Genomic DNA, 17,037 nt, shown 5'->3' with positions numbered 1-17,037 from the left:
AACCTGAAACAAACCATGAACATCCTCACCCAACTTGTAATAGGACTCATTGCACTCCTGCATCTCTATATCTTGTGGCTCGAAATGTTTGCCTGGACCACACGAGCCAAAAAGGTATTCAAAGCCATACCCGAAGATCAATTTGAGAAAACCAAAGTTTTAGCGGCCAATCAAGGATTGTACAACGGGTTTTTAGCCGCCGGATTGATTTGGTCTCTTTGTATTAATGAAACCAATTGGAGCAAAAATGTGGCGCTTTTTTTCTTGGGTTGTGTCTTGGTTGCCGGTCTTTACGGTGCTATGACGGCTTCTAAAAGAATCTTTTTTGTTCAGGCCGTTCCCGCTATTTTAGGATTGTTGAGTTTACTCTTCTAAATCAATCTGAAAACTCTCTAAAAAAGCTACCGAATTTTCAATATCGTAATGCAGGATTCTGTCTTCGGTAACCAAAGGTACTTCTTCACGATACGATTTGACAAAGCTTTCCAGGAATTCACTCGATTGTAACGGTCTACGGTATTCCAAAGCCTGAGAAGCATTCATCAACTCAATCGCCAAAATGCGTTCGAGATTTTCCATAATCTTCAAACACTTTGTGGCCGCGTTTGCGCCCATACTCACGTGATCTTCTTGTCCGTTAGACGAAACAATACTATCCACACTGGCCGGAGTAGCCAATTGTTTGTTCTGACTCGCAATGCTGGCAGCGGTGTATTGCGGAATCATAAAACCGGAATTTAAGCCGGGATTGTCCACCAAAAACGCCGGCAAACCTCGCAAACCCGAAATCAACTGGTACGTTCTTCTTTCAGAAATGCTGCCCAACTCGGATAACGCCATACTTAAAAAGTCTAACGCTAAAGCCAAAGGTTGTCCGTGGAAATTCCCGCCGGAAATAATCAAATCTTCGTTTTTAAAAATGTTGGGATTGTCGGTTACCGAATTGATTTCGGTTTTGAACACCTTTTTCACATAATCGATGGTGTCTTTTGAAGCACCATGCACTTGCGGAATACAGCGGAACGAATACGGATCCTGAACGTGTTCTTTGTGTTGCGCTATCAACTGACTGCCTTCCAACAGTTCAGTCATTCGTTTGGCGGTTACAATCTGACCTTTGTGCGGCCGAACATAATGAATCAATTCGTTAAAAGGTTCTAAGCGTCCATCAAATCCTTCCAAAGAAACCGCAGCAATAACATCGGCTAAATACGAGTATTTCATCGCTTTGAGCAAAGTGTAACAACCGTAGGCGCTCATGAATTGGGTTCCGTTGAGCAACGCCAAACCTTCCTTCGATTGCAATAGAATCGGTTGCCAACCCATTTTTTCCAATACTTTCTTAGCGGGCTGACGGAATCCGTCATAATACACTTCGCCTTCACCCAATAATGGTAAGGATAAATGTGCTAACGGCGCCAAATCGCCACTCGCTCCCAACGAGCCTTGTGTGTACACTACCGGTAAAATATCGTGATTGTAAAAATCTACCAAACGCTCTACGGTTAGCAATTGCACACCCGAATGACCATAACTCAGAGATTGAATTTTGAGCAGCAACATCAACTTAACAATGTCCTGAGGCACTTCTTCTCCGGTGCCGCAAGCGTGAGATTTTACCAAATTCTCTTGAAGCTGAGATAAATTTTCATTCGAAATTTTCACATTACACAACGAGCCAAAACCGGTATTAATGCCGTAAATCGGCGTTTCATTTGAGGCCATTTTTTGATCCAAATAATCGCGACACTGTTGAATGTTGATTTTGGCTTCTTCCGAAAGCGCGATGGTTTTATGCTCAGCAATAATTTGTTGCAAAGTCTCTAAGGTCAATACTTCCGTGCTGATGTAATGCGAATGCTCCATTTTGGTTAGGATTTAAAGCCCAAAATTCCGCAAACGATTGTTAAAAAGCAACTAATTAGACGAGTATTTTTTGAGAATTTATTAAAAAACAAAGCCTTAAGATATTTATACATGAAAAATCACATCAATTAAAGAAAAATATTGTAATATTCTTAAAAATTTAAGAAAACCTTTTTTAATTCTCAAAAAGTCATACATTTGAAACTATGATGTTAAATACAACTACTTACCCGTTTTCTGTAACAACCGATGTTTCGGCTGCTTCTTTGGGTACCACTACATCAACTACCACAACCCCGTTTGGGGTATAATTTTCACATATAATTTATTGGCCATGTCCTTTCGTTTGAAAGCAACTCAATCATTCCTAACGCATAACTAAATAAGTCATGATCGTATTAAAATTTGGCGGTACTTCTGTAGCCAATGCCGAAAACATAACTAAAACACTCCAAATTGTTACCCAAAAAAGCAAAGAGACTACGTTAGCCGTAGTTGTTTCAGCTTTTAGCGGCGTAACCGATTTACTCATCTTAGCCGGAAAAACGGCCAGCGCCAAAGACAAAGGTTATAAAGACATCGTTTATCAAATTGAAAAAAAGCACAAAGAGGCCATCGATGCGCTAATCCCGCTGAGCGAAAAAAGCGAGATTATTGAAACCATTAACCACAACATCAATCATTTAAAAACATTGCTGGACGGTTGTTACCTATTGGGTGAATTATCGAGCAGAACCGCTGATACCGTGGCCGGTTTTGGTGAACTATTGTCTTCTCAAATTATTGCCGTAGCGCTGAAACAAAAGGTAAGTAACTCGACGTTTAAAGACAGTCGGGAACTCATCAAAACCAATTCAAATTTCGGAAAAGCAGCGGTCGACTTCCCCATCACCAACACCCTAATCGAAGACTATTTTAAAAACAATACGTATCAAGTGGTTTTACTACCTGGTTTTATAGCCTCCTCGCTCGACGGCAATACCACTACGCTGGGACGCGGCGGTTCCGATTATACCGCAGCCATTATTGCGGCAGCGGTAAAAGCCGATGTGTTGGAAATATGGACGGATGTCAACGGTATGTTTACGGCGAATCCGAAAAGCGTAAAGCAAGCCCGACCTATCGAAACCATCTCCTATCAGGAAGCGATGGAATTGTCGCATTTCGGTGCCAAAGTTTTGTATCCGCCAACGATTCAGCCGGTGCTGAAAGACTGCATTCCTATTTTTATCAAAAACACTTTCGAGCCCGAAGCTTACGGTACCTTAATTTCTGACAAGCCCGAAGCTTCGAGTAATCCGATTAAAGGCATTACCCACATCGACAATATTGCATTGCTTACCCTGGAAGGCTCGGGAATGGTCGGTGTTGCCGGTTCTTCCAAACGTTTGTTCGAAGTTTTATCCAACGAAAACATCAATGTAATTTTCATCACACAAGCGTCGTCGGAGCATTCGATTTGTGTCGGTATTTTAAGTACCGATGCCGATAAAGCGAAGACCGCTATCGACAAAGCCTTTGAAATGGAAATTTCCCAAGGCAAGGTCGATCCTTGTATCGTTGAAAAAGACTTGTGCATCGTTGCCTTGGTAGGCGAAAACATGAAAAATCACCAAGGCATCAGCGGTAAAATGTTTAGCACTTTGGGCAAAAACAATGTCAACATTCGAGCCATTGCACAAGGAGCTTCCGAGCGAAACATCTCTGTAGTCATCAATGAGAAAGACGTTAAAAAAGCCCTGAACACACTACACGAACGCTTCTTCGAAGACAATACCAAACAGTTGAACTTGTTCGTTATGGGTGTGGGTAACGTAGGTGAAAAATTCATCGATCAAATCAGCCAACAAAAGAAATTCTTGAAAGAAAATCTCAAAATCAATGTCCGTGTTATTGCGTTGTCCAATTCCAGAAAAATGGTTTTTGAGGAAGAAGGCGTTAATTTGAAAGAGTGGAAAGAGGCTTTAAACCAAGGGGAAACCGCTAATCCAACAGATTTTATTGCCCGTGTAAAAGAGTTGAATTTACGCAACAGCATCTTTGTAGATATTACCGCCAATCATAATATTGCCGGTATTTACGATCAATTTCTAAGCCAAAATATTGCGGTGGTTACTTGTAACAAAATTGCTTGTTCTTCGGAATACAACCACTATAAAAACCTCAAAAACTTATCCCGAAAATACAATGCGCCGTTCTTATTTGAAACCAATGTCGGAGCCGGTTTACCGATTATCGACACCTTAAAGCACTTGATTGCTTCGGGTGATAAAGTGAACCGAATCAATGCGGTATTATCCGGAAGCTTGAATTTTATTTTCAATAATTTCAGTGAGAATTACAATTTTCATGATGTAGTTAAAGAAGCAGGTGTTCAAGGGTTTACGGAGCCCGACCCGAAAATTGATTTAAGTGGTGTAGACGTAGCGCGAAAGATATTAATTCTCATTCGGGAAAGCGGATATCAAATGGACATGGAACAAATTGAGAACCATTGTTTCTTGCCGGACGAATGCATGAAAACCACTAATAATGAAGATTTCTTTGCTTCGCTAACCAAGCACGAAAATCATTTTAATTCACTCTTACAAGAAGCAAAAGCCAAAGATTCCCGCATCAAATTCGTGGCCAGTTTCGACAATGGCAAAGCTTCGGTGGGTTTGCAATTCATCCCGAAAGAAAGTCCGTTCTACAATTTAGAAGGCAAAGACAATATCGTTGAGTTTTATACTGATCGCTACGTAGACCAACCGTTAATTATTAAAGGCGCCGGTGCCGGTGCCGCGGTTACTGCTTCTGGGATTTTTGCGGATGTGATCCGAATTGGAAATGTGTAATTAAGGCGCTAGCAAGCCTTAAAACCTTAGCACCTCAAAACCTTTAAAAATGAATGAAATCAAAATATTCTGTCCCGCCACCATCGCAAACCTGAATTGTGGATTTGACGTGTTGGGCCTGTGCCTGGAAGGCATTGGCGACGAAATGATTATCCGAAAAGCAACTGAAAAAGGGCTTCGAATCACTAAAATCACCGGTGCTGACTTGCCATTGGACGTTGAAAAAAACGTAGCCGGTGTTGCTGCTTTAGCCATAGTAAATGCAATTAATCCGGATTGCGGATTCGAAATCGAAATCCATAAAAAAATCAAAGCCGGAAGTGGTATTGGGAGTTCTTCGGCCAGCGCGGCCGGAGTGGTTTTCGGCATCAATGAGTTGTTGGGTAAGCCTTTTACGCGTCACGAATTAGTCGACTTCGCCATGAAAGGCGAAGCCTTAGCCAGCGGTTGTGAGCATGCCGACAATGTGGCACCTTGCGTTTTAGGTGGATTTACCTTGGTTCGGGGTTACAATCCGTTAGATGTGATTAAAATTCAAAGTCCGAGTGAATTGTACGCCGTAGTTTTACATCCCCAAATCGAAGTCAAAACATCCGACTCCAGAGCTGTTCTCCCAAATACAGTCGCATTAAAAGACGCCATAACCCAATGGGGCAATTTGGGCGGATTCATAGCCGGATTGTATACTGGTAATTATTCGTTACTCGGCCGCTCGTTACAAGACGTTGTCATTGAACCGTATCGACAAAAACTGATACCGGGATTTGAAAACGTCAAAAACGCTGCGCTAGACGCCGGTGCTTTAGGTAGTGGTATTTCGGGCGCCGGGCCATCGATTTTTGCCTTGTGCAAAGGACAGGACAAAGCGGAAAAAGTCGCCTACGCCATGAGCAGCAGTTACCTCGAGGTTGGCATTGCTTTCGATATGCATATCTCTAAAATAAATGACGAAGGAGTTAAAATAATCTAAGAAGCCCGAAGTATAGGATGCAATAGCGCATTTCGTACTTCAAACTTTGTAAATCGTGTTTTAAAAATGCAATATTTCAGTTTAAACAAAAAAGCTCCCAGAGTGGACTTTCAAGAAGCGGTAGTACGAGGATTGGCTCCCGACAGAGGACTGTACTTTCCGGAGACCATTACCCCGCTTCCCCATTCCTTTTTTCAAAATATAGAAAACTTAACCCATGAAGAAATTGCTTTCACAACCATCAAACAATTCGTAGGGGATGCCATTCCGGAAACCGAACTCAAACACATCATTACCGAAACACTTTGCTTTGATTTTCCTTGTGTTCCGGTAGAAGACAATGTTTTTTCTTTAGAACTATTTCACGGTCCGACGATGGCTTTCAAGGACGTAGGTGCCCGTTTCATGTCGAGATGCTTGGGCTATTTTAATCGCAACAGCAATAAAAAAGTCACCGTTTTAGTCGCTACTTCCGGTGATACCGGTGGTGCCGTAGCCAGCGGTTTTTTAGGCGTTAAAGGCGTTGAAGTGATTATACTCTATCCTTCAGGTAAAATAAGTGAAATACAAGAGCGTCAACTCACTACGTTAGGGCAAAACATTAAAGCTTTAGAAGTTGATGGTGTTTTTGACGATTGCCAAGACATGGTTAAAAAAGCTTTTTTAGATGACCGTCTGAAACACAAAAATCTCACCTCAGCCAATTCCATCAACATTGCGCGTTGGTTGCCGCAAATGTTTTATATCTTCTTTGCTTACCAACAATTAAAAAAACGCAACAAACCACTTATAGTATCTTGTCCAAGCGGCAACTTTGGCAATATTTGTGCCGGCATTATGGCTAAGCGATTGGGCTTACCTATCGCCCACTTTGTAGCTTCGACCAATGTGAACGACACGGTACCAAGGTTTTTAGAAGCCGGTCATTACGAACCGAAAGCTTCCATAGCCACCATTTCCAATGCCATGGATGTAGGCAATCCGAGTAATTTTATTCGGATTCAGCAATTGTATCGATTCGATTTGAAGGAATTTCAAAAAGACTTCTCCTCCTACTCCTTTTCCGACACTGAAACCGAGAAAGCCATACAAGACATTTATGCCCGAACGAAATACATCACCGAACCGCATGGCGCCGTAGGATATTTGGGATTAAAAAAAGAAATGGCCAAACATCCCGACAGTATTGGCGTTTTCTTGGAAACCGCCCATCCGATTAAGTTTTTGGATGTGGTCGAGCCTCTGTTAGATTTGAAATTACCGATTCCGAAACAAATAGAAAGTGTATTGGAAAAAGAGAAAGTTTCGGTAAAGATTAAGACATACGAAACGCTCAAGCAATTTTTAGATTGATTTTTTTACATTTGCTCAAAATCTATCTGATGAAAAAAATTACGTTTGCCTTAGCCCTACTGCTTATCCTTTCTTCCTGCGGCGTTCGCCAAACACGAGACATGCTGACTTCCGGTGATTACGACAGTGCCATTCAAAATGCCGTTGAAGGCTTGCGCGGGAACAAAAATGCTAAAGGCAAACAAGATTATGTGTATCTGCTTGAAGAAGCTTTTGCCAAAGCCAAAGAACGCGATTTGCGCAATATCGACGCTTGGTTTAAAGACGCCAATCCGCAGAATTTAGAAAAAATATACGAGACTTACGTCCAACTCAACGCCCGTCAAGAACGCATCCGGCCTATATTACCGTTGCGATTGATGAAAGAAGGCCGAGACGCTATTTTCCCGTTTGACGATTATTCAGACCAAATTGTAAGCAGTAAAAATGCCTTAGCCAAATATTTATACAACAACTCTAAAGCACTTTTGGCCAACAAAGACAAGACCGTTATTCGTCGTGCCTATGACGATTTGGTGTACCTGCAAACGTTGAGTCCGGGATTTAAAGACACCGACAAACTTATTGAAGAAGCCCGCATCAAAGGAACTGATTTTGTAAGCGTGTATACAAAGAACGAAACCAACATGGTCATTCCGGTACGTTTGGAAAACGATTTGTTGGATTTCAGCACTTACGGTTTAAACGACAAATGGACGGTGTACCACAGCAATCGCGTGAAAGGGATTAATTACGATTACGGTTTGGTGGTGAATTTCCGTCAAATCAACATCTCACCCGAGCAAGTGAAAGAACGCGAACTGCAAAAAGAAAAGCTGATTAAAGTCGGACTCAAAAACCTACTCGACGCTAATGGCCACGTGGTAAAAGACAGTTTGGGCAATCCGATTAAAGTAGATGATATGCGAACCGTACGCGCCACGATTTACGAGTTCTCGCAATTCAAAGCCTGTCAAGTTACCGCCAAAGTGGATTACATTGATTTCAACACTAATCAGTTGTTGCAAACGTTTCCTTTGGCCAGCGAGTTTACTTTCAACTACATGTATGCCAAATACCGTGGTGACAAACGCGCCTGTGAGCAAGATTATTTTCAATACTTCGACCGAAGAGCGGTGCCGTTTCCTTCCAACGAACAAATGGTTTTCGATACGGGTAACGATTTAAAAGCCAAACTAAAAGATATTATCACTCGAAATCGTTTCAGGAGATAAACAAAAAGCCGTCAATGAAGACGGCTTTTTTTATGGTATGGTGGCTGTTAGACAAAATCCACCAACTTGGTAGCATCTATACTTTCGTGGGAACGATTGTAAACGGCTTTCCCGTCTTTAATTACTATTAACTGTGGTGATTGGTGATACACACCGAATCGATAGACTATTTCATTGGAAATATCACGGTGCTCCAATAAATCTAAATAGTATGAAACTACTTTTCCCTCTAAATTAAACTCTTGCTCAAACTGACGCAACGCCATGCGGCTGATGCTGCAACGTGTGCTGTGCTTGAAAATCACCACCGGTTTTTCGGTCGATTCGTTTACGATTTCGTTCAACTGACCCAAATCGGTCAACGCTCGCCAAGCCATGTGGCTTTCCCTTTCAGATTCTTCCGAACCGCCAAAAATAGTTTTAAACAAACTCATATTTACTATCCTTTTTCCTTCATTATCAAGACATAACGTCATCAACAACGTCAAACTGTCTTCTAGAACTACAAAGATAACCAAAAAAAACAGCCATTTTGTCCGTTTCAGTACAATGGAATATAAATTGACGACAACAACCTGAAGTTTTCAAAACTTTTATTCCCAAAAACAACACACAAGGAGAACCATATTATGAACACAAACAATTTTACTATTAAATCCCAAGAAGCCATTCAGCAGGCGCAACAAATGGCACAAGGTTTCGGTCACCAACAAATCGAAAACGAGCATATCATCAAAGGTATCTTGGAAGTCGATGAGAATGTGACGCCCTTTATACTAAAGAAACTCAACGTCAATGTTGATTTATTTCAAAAGATACTCGATAGCACTTTACAAAGCTTCCCGAAGGTTTCGGGCGGTGATTTGATGCTGTCCCGCGAAGCTTCCACAGCTTTAACCGAGGCGAATATCATTGCCAAAAAAATGAACGACGAATTCGTTTCGATTGAGCATTTGCTGTTGGCCATCTTTAAATCGAAGAGTAAAGTCGCCCAAATCCTGAAAGATCAAGGCGTAACTTACAACGGTTTGGAAGCAGCCATAGCCGAAATACGCAAAGGCGAAAGAGTCACCTCCGCTTCTGCTGAGGAAACCTATAATTCCTTAAACAAATACGCCAAAAACCTCAACGAATTGGCCCGAACCGGCAAACTCGATCCGGTGATTGGTCGCGATGAAGAAATCCGACGCGTATTGCAAATCTTAACCCGTCGAACCAAAAACAATCCGATGTTGGTGGGTGAACCCGGCGTCGGTAAAACCGCTATCGCCGAAGGTTTGGCACACCGAATTGTAGACGGCGATGTACCCGAAAACCTAAAAGACAAAATCGTTTACTCGCTCGATATGGGTGCGTTGATTGCCGGTGCGAAATACAAAGGAGAATTTGAAGAGCGCTTGAAATCGGTCGTAAAAGAAGTGACCTCTGCCGAAGGCGATATCGTCTTATTTATTGACGAAATTCACACACTCGTAGGAGCCGGCGGTGGTGAAGGCGCCATGGACGCTGCGAATATCTTGAAACCGGCTTTGGCTCGTGGTGAACTCAGAGCTATCGGAGCAACGACTTTAGACGAATACCAAAAATACTTCGAGAAAGACAAAGCGTTAGAGCGTCGTTTTCAAAAAGTGATGGTTGATGAACCCGATACCGAAAGTGCGATTTCCATTTTGCGCGGGATTAAGGAGAAATACGAAACCCATCACAAAGTCCGCATCAAAGACGATGCGATTATAGCGGCGGTAGAATTATCGCAACGTTACATTACGAATCGTTTCTTACCGGACAAAGCCATTGACTTGATGGACGAAGCGGCTTCGAAGTTGCGCATGGAAATCAATTCCAAACCCGAAGAACTCGACGTATTGGATCGAAAAATCATGCAATTGGAAATCGAGATTGAAGCGATTAAAAGAGAAAACGATGAAATCAAGTTGAAATCACTTGGCTTGGATTTGGCGAATTTAAAAGAAGAGCGCAACGAAATCTTCACCAAATGGAAATCGGAAAAAGAGGTCGTAGACAATATCCAAACCGTAAAACAAGAAATAGAAGACTTCAAACTCGAAGCCGAACGTGCCGAACGCGACGGTGATTACGGTAAAGTAGCCGAAATCCGTTACGGTAAAATCAAAGAAGCCCAAGAGCAATTAGAAGCGTTACAAACGCAATTGGCCGAAAACCAAGCCGGCACTTCTTTGATTAAAGAAGAAGTGACTCGCGAAGACATCGCCGAAGTAGTCGCCAAATGGACCGGCGTTCCGGTAACCAAAATGCTCCAAGGTGAAAGAGAAAAACTCTTGCGCTTGGAAGACGAATTGCACCACAGAGTAGTCGGACAGGAAGAAGCTATTGAAGCCATCAGTGATGCCGTGCGCCGAAGCCGTGCCGGATTGCAAGACATGAAAAAACCGATTGGTACTTTCCTCTTCTTGGGAACCACCGGTGTCGGTAAAACCGAATTGGCCAAAGCATTAGCCGAGTATTTGTTCGACGACGAAAACGCCATGACGCGTATCGACATGAGTGAATACCAAGAACGACACAGCGTGAGCCGTTTGGTAGGCGCGCCTCCGGGTTATGTAGGTTATGATGAAGGCGGACAATTGACCGAAGCCGTGCGACGAAAACCATACTCGGTGATTTTGTTAGACGAAATTGAAAAAGCGCATCCCGACACTTTTAACATCTTGTTGCAAGTGTTAGATGAAGGTCGACTAACTGACAACAAAGGACGTTTGGCCGATTTTAAAAATACGATTATCATCATGACTTCTAACATGGGAAGTCACATCATACAAGAGAAGTTTGAAAACTTAAAAGGCAGCATCGAAGCGGCTACAGAAGCGGCTAAAACGGAAGTATTAGGCTTATTGAAACAAACGGTTCGTCCGGAATTCATTAATCGTATCGATGAAATTGTGATGTTTACACCGTTGACCGAAGCCAACATCAAACAAATTGTTGGATTACAGTTGCAAAGTGTGACCAAAATGCTGGCGCATCAAAACATTACTATGGATGCCACACCGGAAGCTATTGATTACTTGGCCGAGAAAGGGTACGATCCGCAGTTTGGAGCCCGACCGGTGAAACGGGTCATCCAACGCGAAGTACTCAACCAATTGTCTAAGGAAATCTTAGCGGGTAAAGTGACTACCGACAGTATCATCTTACTGGATTGTTTTGACGGGCAGTTGGTATTTCGCAATCAAGGCGAATTAGTAAGTGAGAAATAATTAGGTTGGTTTTAGTTTGATGGGATAACCCCAATGGCATAATGCCGTTGGGGTTTTCTTATGATATGTCTGCTGTTTTTCTGTATATTTACATAACCATTTTCAACTAGTAACTTTAAAATTATACGTATGAAATCAAAAATCATTTTTGTGGTAAGCTTGCTCTTCGGCTTACTGTTTATCAATGCCGGATTGGACAAATTTTTACATCACATGCCGGTACCCAATGATATTCCGGAACCTTTGATGAAAGCGTTTGGAGCTTTTATGGAAATCAATTGGCTGTTGCCTTTGGTAGGTGCTGCCGAACTTGTTGGCGGTGTTTTATTTATCATCCCGAAAACCAGAGCCTTAGGTGCTGTGGTGCTATTTCCGGTGATGGTAGGCATCCTTTTAACCAACACGATAACCGATACCTCCGGTATGCCGATTGCTTTAGTATTATTGGCGATACATTTGTGGGTGATTTACGAAAACAGAGCCAAGTACGCTCATCTGATTGGTTAATCCCGGATTATATTATAAAAAAAGCACCTCAAAAGGTGCTTTTTTTTATAATTATTAATAGCGTTTCGGCTCTGTATAGTCTTTACTCCTCTCGCCTTGTATAAACATTTTCAAGGTATTGAAATGAATGGTAAAAGGGACTTCTTTCCAATGCACTTCTTCAGCCGATTCGGGATTGGTGTATTGATACCAAAGCTTGTAGGCGGCGCTGTCAAACCCTTTTTTAAACTTTGGGGCACCGGCTTGATCACATTCCAATCCCCAAATCACCGCTTTTTTGGGTTGTTCATGTAATTGATACCAACCGGTTCCATCGGCGTTCAATTCTACCGTGGGCTCTCCTCCGTTAAACAAATAGGTTCCGGCCACCGGATAACTAATATTGGTGGTAATGTAATGAAGACCGTCTTTGGCTTCAATTTTGGTTTGGGCAATACCTCTTCCCACAAACAGTAAAAAGAGAACAAAAATGAAACTGTACTTATTCATAGTCCATAGATTAAGTTGATTTCTAAAAATAGAAAAATTAACCCAATGTTGTGTTGCTTTTAATTGATTAGTTATAAACAGAATATCTCAATTGAATGTTGATTTCTAATCGTAGCCTGTTCTCTATTTGTAACAATGCTGTCAATAGGACTACTAATGGGCGAATCATCATCAATCAAAAGTTTAATCACATGAAAAAAATTGTTTTAAGTACTTTTATTTTGCTCGCTTGGGCGTGTACACCCTTTAAACCGGCCGTGTCCAATGCCGACATCAATACCTTAACCGAATACAAAGTAAAAGGCCGTCAAGGTCTTTTAATCAATCAGAAATTGAGTTTTGGCGAATACCAAACATCCAAAGTGAAACGTTCCTGGACCAAAGGCGGCAACAGCCGAAGCACAGTATCGGTTTCAACGGTAACCGATATCCTATACCCCGAAATTTTAACCGAAGAAAGAGTCAACCGAAACCAAACCTTCAGCTTTCAAATGAGCGATGCATTTCAAAACAATTCGGATGTATATGCCGCCTCTGATTTTGAAGCCGATAAAATTTTAATCGGCAATAATCCCAACAGTGTGGTCAACATTATTCGGAATATCACCGGAAAGGATGTCGAACAATCGAATATGTTTTATGCACAAATCTATCTCAATCAAAGTGAAAAACCTTGGGAATTGGTTTTAGACAATTATGCCTCCCAAAAAGATGCCAAGCAATACGCAGGTTTTTTCAGTGTGAACGAAAATCAGTATTATATTTTAAAACCCATCACACAACTGCAAACGAGCAAAGGTCCGAAATCTATTTGGATGGGATCTGTGGGTTTCGAAATTTGCAACACGTCAAATAAGACCGTAGCGGCCGTTTCACTTATGGATAACGGCTTGGTTTACATGGCTGAAGTGAGTGAAGAAGAACGATTTTTATTGGCCAATTTGTGTGCGGTTCTTTTATTGCAACAAGATGTGGCTGACTAATTCCAAGGACGCTTTAAAGAATCTGAATCCATCTCTGAAACTATTTTACCAAAGGAGTTTTTCATTTCTTTCAGTAATGTGGTTATCACTCTCCGTAAAAAACAAAAAAAAATAGCCGTAAATGGTAGGGTAATATTCGTTTTACTTGTTTCTAAAGAAACTTATAAACCAATTACTATGAAAAATTTAAAAATGATTTTGGCTTTGATAGCTGTAGTAGGCTTTATGGCTTCATGTTCTAATGACGACAGTAGTGCTGCGAATCAAATGAAGATTAAAGCCCGAGCAATGTACAACCCGGCAGCGGCCAACAGAAACGCAGAAGGCGTAGCCTTAAACAGCAATGTGGTTTTGTCTTCTTTTAAAATTAATTTAAAAGAGATTGAATTTGAATTTGCTGAAGGCTCTGATGACGATTCTATGAATGATGACGACGATGGTTTTTTCAATGGTGACGACGAGTTCGAATTAAACGGACCGTTTGAATTGGATATATTGAATCAAAATGCCACGGTGACCACTGTAACAATTCCGAACGGCACCTATGAAGAAGTAGAATTTGAGTTACACCGCAGCACCAATGCCAATTCACCTATGTTCAATAAGTCAATCGAAGTAACCGGCACTATCAACGGTACTCCGTTTGTATTTTGGCACAATGTAGATGAAGACTTCGAAATTGACTACGAAGACACAAATCAAAACTTAGTGGTAAATAATAACTCTTACGACATTGTTTTTAATTTCGATTTGAATCAAGTATTGAGCTTAGTGGATCTCAGCACAGCGGTTGACGGAGATGGCGACGGGCTAATCGAAATTGGTCCGGATGATACCGACGGCAATCAGGCTTTAGCCAATCAAATTGCCAACAGCATTGAAGATTCTTGTGAGTTAGACGACTAAATCCCTAAATAATAACTTGCTTAAAAGCCCAAACTGCAACAGTAGTTTGGGCTTTTTTTATATCTTCGTTGAAAGCAAAATTTCCTCTATGAAAAAAATGTTTTTCTTACTCGCCTTGCTGTCTGCCTACACTGTAACAAGTCAAACTTTCGACGAGAACTTTGTTAGCGGAAAGTGGAAGGTCAAAAAGATAAAGGCTCTAAAAGATGCCGATAAACCCGAAACCCAAGAGCTTGTTTCCGGTTTTCAAAAAGCTACTTACATTTTTAATGCCGACCATACTTTTGTTTTTGACACTAAAAGTCAGTCGAAAATGATGCTACAACTCGAAAAACTATTCAATGGTAAAAATTGGATTATAGATGCTAAAAAGAAAAGAATCAAAGTAGGTTTGAAAAAAGAAGGATACAGTACATTACTGTTCAACGTTTCTTTTGAAAAAGAAAAAGTCATTTTTACCATCGAAGACACCGCCATCGAAATGGTCATGAAAAAAAGCAATTAACATGTTTGAATTTGAGACATTAGCCACCGAAAGACTTTTACTTCGAAAATTAGATCCCGAAACTTTTCAATATTTGTACAGTCATTATGATGACGAAGCGTTAATGGCTTTTTTAGGAATTTCAGAAAGAGAAAAATTGGAAAAAGAAAAAGAAAAGTATCGTAACGGCTTACATACGTTTAATAAATCGTACTTGTATTTTCAACTTATCGATAAAATGACTTCGGAAATCATAGGTTGGTGTGGCTATCATACTTGGTATTTAGATCATAATCGAGCCGAAATAGGATACGGTTTGTTTGAGGAACATTACAAACAAAAAGGATTGATGACTGAAGCCATGCAATCAATTTTAGATTATGGTTTCACCATGATGAAACTCAACCGCGTGGAAGCCTTTATTGGTACCGATAACAACGCTTCCATCGCATTAGCCAAAAAATTCGGATTTGTTTACGAGGGCAAACTGCGGGAACATTATGCTGTCAAAGAGGTTATGGAAGACTCTTTGGTTTTTGGGTTACTGCAACGTGAGTATCTGTCAAAAGCATAATTTTTCCTAATTTTGGTAAAATAATACCACTGCATTGCTCAAATTAAAACCATACAAAGAAATTCTCAGCTACCTTGGCGCCATGGTGGTCATACTTGTTTTATTGCGCTGGTTTGAATATCGTTTTATAGTGTTGGAAAACCAATATGAAATTTATATCGGGATTATTGCGGTTTTCTTTTTATTCTTCGGAATCTGGTTGTCGCAAAAATTGATTAATCCGAAAGAAAAAACAATTATAGTAGAGAAAGAAATCAGGATTTCGTCTTCCGATTTTATTTTAAATCAAACCGAATTAGCCCGGCGCAACATCAGCAAACGAGAACTCGAAGTATTACGTTTGATGGCGCAAGGGATGAGCAATCAGGAAATAGCCGAACAATTGTTTGTGTCGCGCAACACCGTAAAAACACACAGCGCCAAATTGTTTGAAAAATTAGATGTTAAACGGCGAACCCAAGCTGTAGAAAAAGCCAAGAAATTGCAACTCCTTCCTCCTACTTTAGCATGATTTTGAAAAAATCACCCAAAAGTATGAGTTGAAAAAGCGTACGAAAACTAACCTTTGCATACCAATCAAAATCTATTTACTTATGAGAAACACTATTTTTAAATACGGTATCATCTCCGGACTTATCGTTACCGTCTTCATGGGAATTGGAGCCGGCGTTTTTATGTACAATCCCGAATATGATTTGGGTATGGTATTCGGCTTTGCCGGAATGCTTGTCGCATACACCTTTGTATTCTTAGGCGTAAAAAACTTTCGCGATAAACAAAATGGCGGTTTCATCACTTTCGGAAAAGCATTCAAAGTCGGAATGTTGATGTCGCTCATTACCGCTACCATTTATGTAGCCACCTGGATGGTAGAACACCAATATCTTTTCCCGGATTTTATGGAGAAATATTCGGAAACTTCCTTACAGAATCTAGAGAAAAAAGGGCTCTCTCCGGCAGAGTTTAAAGTCGAAAAAGACAGAATTTTATATTTTAAGGAGCTGTACAAAAACCCGTTGTGGATAATACTGTTTACCTATATGGAAATCATGATTCCCATCGGATTGTTAGTGCCGGTAATTAGTGCCGCTATTTTGAAAAGAAAACCCGCTGAACAAACCTAAACCCATTGGCAATAGCTTCGTCAGTCTTAAAATCCTCAATATTTTGAGGATTTTTTTTATATTTATAGATTCGAAAACAAAATTATGCAACCCGACATCCAACACTACAATAACCAGCAAACTTCCGAAGAACAACTGATTTGTAATCAATTGGCGGAAATCATCAACCAAAATTTACCGGAAGCCGAGAGTAAAATTTGGCACGCGCATCCGGTGTGGTTTCTCGAGGGGAATCCCATTGTGGGCTACAGCAAATTAAAAGGCGGCATCCGATTGCTGTTTTGGAGCGGTGTCACTTTTGAAGAAAAAGACTTGCAACCCGGCAGCGGCAAATTTAAAGATGCTTCCATCACTTACACCGCTGTAAACCAAATCAATACGGCTGATTTAAAACGGTGGATTCAAAAATCCCAAGATATTCAATGGGATTATAAAAACATCGTGAAGCGCAAAGGGGTTTTGGAACGACTGAAATAAATAAAACTTTAACT

Annotated in this window: 17 protein-coding genes; 14 read left to right on the top strand and 3 right to left on the bottom strand. The window is 40.9% G+C overall.

The features are described from left to right. Nucleotides 1–15: 15 nt before the first annotated feature. A complete protein-coding gene (locus QHT84_RS05730) occupies nt 16–375 on the top strand; it encodes a DUF1304 domain-containing protein (RefSeq protein WP_283238596.1) in 360 nt (119 codons plus the stop codon). Here QHT84_RS05730 and hutH read toward each other — a convergent pair. Beyond that, entirely contained in the window at nt 364–1,866 is a 1,503-nt protein-coding gene (hutH, locus tag QHT84_RS05725) for a histidine ammonia-lyase (RefSeq protein WP_283238595.1), read from the bottom strand. The two genes, QHT84_RS05730 and hutH, sit on opposite strands and share 12 nt — an antisense overlap. A 389-nt stretch (nt 1,867–2,255) precedes the next feature. On the opposite strand from hutH, the gene thrA reads away from it, so the two are divergent. From thrA to QHT84_RS05705, 4 genes are all read left to right on the top strand, one after another. Then, complete coding sequence (gene thrA, locus QHT84_RS05720; protein WP_283238594.1) at nt 2,256–4,703, top strand: bifunctional aspartate kinase/homoserine dehydrogenase I; 2,448 nt, start codon at nt 2,256–2,258, stop codon at nt 4,701–4,703. A 49-nt stretch (nt 4,704–4,752) separates the two neighbouring features. Further along, nucleotides 4,753–5,673 (top strand): homoserine kinase, encoded by a 921-nt coding sequence (locus tag QHT84_RS05715; RefSeq protein ID WP_283238593.1) that lies wholly within the window; start codon nt 4,753–4,755, stop codon nt 5,671–5,673. Between the two features lie 66 nt (nt 5,674–5,739). Continuing rightward, nucleotides 5,740–7,026 carry a threonine synthase gene (thrC, locus tag QHT84_RS05710; protein WP_283238592.1) on the top strand — a complete coding sequence of 429 codons (1,287 nt, stop codon included), beginning with the start codon at nt 5,740–5,742 and terminating at the stop codon, nt 7,024–7,026. Between the two features lie 29 nt (nt 7,027–7,055). After that, on the top strand, nt 7,056–8,240 hold the full coding sequence (locus QHT84_RS05705; RefSeq protein ID WP_283238591.1) for a hypothetical protein: 1,185 nt from the start codon (nt 7,056–7,058) through the stop codon (nt 8,238–8,240). 47 nt (nt 8,241–8,287) lie between these two features. Here the strand turns inward: QHT84_RS05705 and ytxJ are convergent, their stop codons facing one another. Next, on the bottom strand, nt 8,288–8,674 hold the full coding sequence (ytxJ, locus tag QHT84_RS05700) for a bacillithiol system redox-active protein YtxJ (RefSeq protein ID WP_283238590.1): 387 nt from the start codon (nt 8,672–8,674) through the stop codon (nt 8,288–8,290). A gap of 195 nt (nt 8,675–8,869) precedes the next feature. Here ytxJ and clpB point away from each other — a divergent pair, with 195 nt between their 5' ends. Further along, nucleotides 8,870–11,479 (top strand): ATP-dependent chaperone ClpB, encoded by a 2,610-nt coding sequence (gene clpB, locus QHT84_RS05695; RefSeq protein WP_283238589.1) that lies wholly within the window; start codon nt 8,870–8,872, stop codon nt 11,477–11,479. Between the two features lie 129 nt (nt 11,480–11,608). After that, complete coding sequence (locus QHT84_RS05690; protein WP_283238588.1) at nt 11,609–11,986, top strand: DoxX family membrane protein; 378 nt, start codon at nt 11,609–11,611, stop codon at nt 11,984–11,986. Between the two features lie 54 nt (nt 11,987–12,040). Here the strand turns inward: QHT84_RS05690 and QHT84_RS05685 are convergent, their stop codons facing one another. After that, entirely contained in the window at nt 12,041–12,475 is a 435-nt protein-coding gene (locus tag QHT84_RS05685; protein ID WP_283238587.1) for a hypothetical protein, read from the bottom strand. 191 nt (nt 12,476–12,666) lie between these two features. Between QHT84_RS05685 and QHT84_RS05680 the strand changes: the two genes are divergently transcribed. The 7 genes from QHT84_RS05680 (at nt 12,667) to QHT84_RS05650 (ending at nt 17,023) form a co-directional block, all read left to right on the top strand. Further along, nucleotides 12,667–13,458 (top strand): hypothetical protein, encoded by a 792-nt coding sequence (locus QHT84_RS05680; RefSeq protein ID WP_283238586.1) that lies wholly within the window; start codon nt 12,667–12,669, stop codon nt 13,456–13,458. A gap of 177 nt (nt 13,459–13,635) precedes the next feature. Beyond that, nucleotides 13,636–14,364, top strand: a complete 729-nt coding sequence (locus QHT84_RS05675; protein ID WP_283238585.1) for a hypothetical protein — start codon at nt 13,636–13,638, stop codon at nt 14,362–14,364. An 88-nt stretch (nt 14,365–14,452) separates the two neighbouring features. Continuing rightward, a complete protein-coding gene (locus QHT84_RS05670; RefSeq protein WP_283238584.1) occupies nt 14,453–14,869 on the top strand; it encodes a DUF5004 domain-containing protein in 417 nt (138 codons plus the stop codon). Nucleotide 14,870: 1 nt separating this feature from the next. Beyond that, nucleotides 14,871–15,422, top strand: a complete 552-nt coding sequence (locus tag QHT84_RS05665) for a GNAT family N-acetyltransferase (RefSeq protein ID WP_283238583.1) — start codon at nt 14,871–14,873, stop codon at nt 15,420–15,422. A 34-nt stretch (nt 15,423–15,456) separates the two neighbouring features. Further along, the gene (locus tag QHT84_RS05660) at nt 15,457–15,933 is read left to right on the top strand and encodes a response regulator transcription factor (protein WP_283238582.1); all 477 of its coding nucleotides are present in this window, start codon (nt 15,457–15,459) and stop codon (nt 15,931–15,933) included. A gap of 82 nt (nt 15,934–16,015) precedes the next feature. Then, nucleotides 16,016–16,546 carry a DUF4199 domain-containing protein gene (locus QHT84_RS05655; protein WP_283238581.1) on the top strand — a complete coding sequence of 177 codons (531 nt, stop codon included), beginning with the start codon at nt 16,016–16,018 and terminating at the stop codon, nt 16,544–16,546. A gap of 84 nt (nt 16,547–16,630) precedes the next feature. Then, nucleotides 16,631–17,023: a DUF1801 domain-containing protein gene (locus QHT84_RS05650; RefSeq protein ID WP_283238580.1), complete on the top strand. Its 393-nt coding sequence runs from the start codon at nt 16,631–16,633 to the stop codon at nt 17,021–17,023. Nucleotides 17,024–17,037 lie beyond the last annotated feature (14 nt).

It is taken from the genome of Flavobacterium sedimenticola, assembly GCF_030053345.1.
Taxonomy (GTDB): Bacteria; Bacteroidota; Bacteroidia; order Flavobacteriales; family Flavobacteriaceae; genus Flavobacterium; species Flavobacterium sedimenticola.
Note: the sequence above shows the minus strand (reverse complement) of the source record. Positions and strands in the feature narration are given on the sequence as shown.

Excerpts from the sequence above, each read along its gene's own strand:
- QHT84_RS05730 (WP_283238596.1), top strand. The coding sequence starts at position 16 with ATGAACATCCTCACCCAACTTGTAATAGGACTCATTGCACTCCTGCAT.
- hutH (WP_283238595.1), bottom strand. The coding sequence starts at position 1,866 with ATGGAGCATTCGCATTACATCAGCACGGAAGTATTGACCTTAGAGACT.
- thrA (WP_283238594.1), top strand. The coding sequence starts at position 2,256 with ATGATCGTATTAAAATTTGGCGGTACTTCTGTAGCCAATGCCGAAAAC.
- QHT84_RS05715 (WP_283238593.1), top strand. The coding sequence starts at position 4,753 with ATGAATGAAATCAAAATATTCTGTCCCGCCACCATCGCAAACCTGAAT.
- thrC (WP_283238592.1), top strand. The coding sequence starts at position 5,740 with ATGCAATATTTCAGTTTAAACAAAAAAGCTCCCAGAGTGGACTTTCAA.
- QHT84_RS05705 (WP_283238591.1), top strand. The coding sequence starts at position 7,056 with ATGAAAAAAATTACGTTTGCCTTAGCCCTACTGCTTATCCTTTCTTCC.
- ytxJ (WP_283238590.1), bottom strand. The coding sequence starts at position 8,674 with ATGAGTTTGTTTAAAACTATTTTTGGCGGTTCGGAAGAATCTGAAAGG.
- clpB (WP_283238589.1), top strand. The coding sequence starts at position 8,870 with ATGAACACAAACAATTTTACTATTAAATCCCAAGAAGCCATTCAGCAG.
- QHT84_RS05690 (WP_283238588.1), top strand. The coding sequence starts at position 11,609 with ATGAAATCAAAAATCATTTTTGTGGTAAGCTTGCTCTTCGGCTTACTG.
- QHT84_RS05685 (WP_283238587.1), bottom strand. The coding sequence starts at position 12,475 with ATGAATAAGTACAGTTTCATTTTTGTTCTCTTTTTACTGTTTGTGGGA.
- QHT84_RS05680 (WP_283238586.1), top strand. The coding sequence starts at position 12,667 with ATGAAAAAAATTGTTTTAAGTACTTTTATTTTGCTCGCTTGGGCGTGT.
- QHT84_RS05675 (WP_283238585.1), top strand. The coding sequence starts at position 13,636 with ATGAAAAATTTAAAAATGATTTTGGCTTTGATAGCTGTAGTAGGCTTT.
- QHT84_RS05670 (WP_283238584.1), top strand. The coding sequence starts at position 14,453 with ATGAAAAAAATGTTTTTCTTACTCGCCTTGCTGTCTGCCTACACTGTA.
- QHT84_RS05665 (WP_283238583.1), top strand. The coding sequence starts at position 14,871 with ATGTTTGAATTTGAGACATTAGCCACCGAAAGACTTTTACTTCGAAAA.
- QHT84_RS05655 (WP_283238581.1), top strand. The coding sequence starts at position 16,016 with ATGAGAAACACTATTTTTAAATACGGTATCATCTCCGGACTTATCGTT.
- QHT84_RS05650 (WP_283238580.1), top strand. The coding sequence starts at position 16,631 with ATGCAACCCGACATCCAACACTACAATAACCAGCAAACTTCCGAAGAA.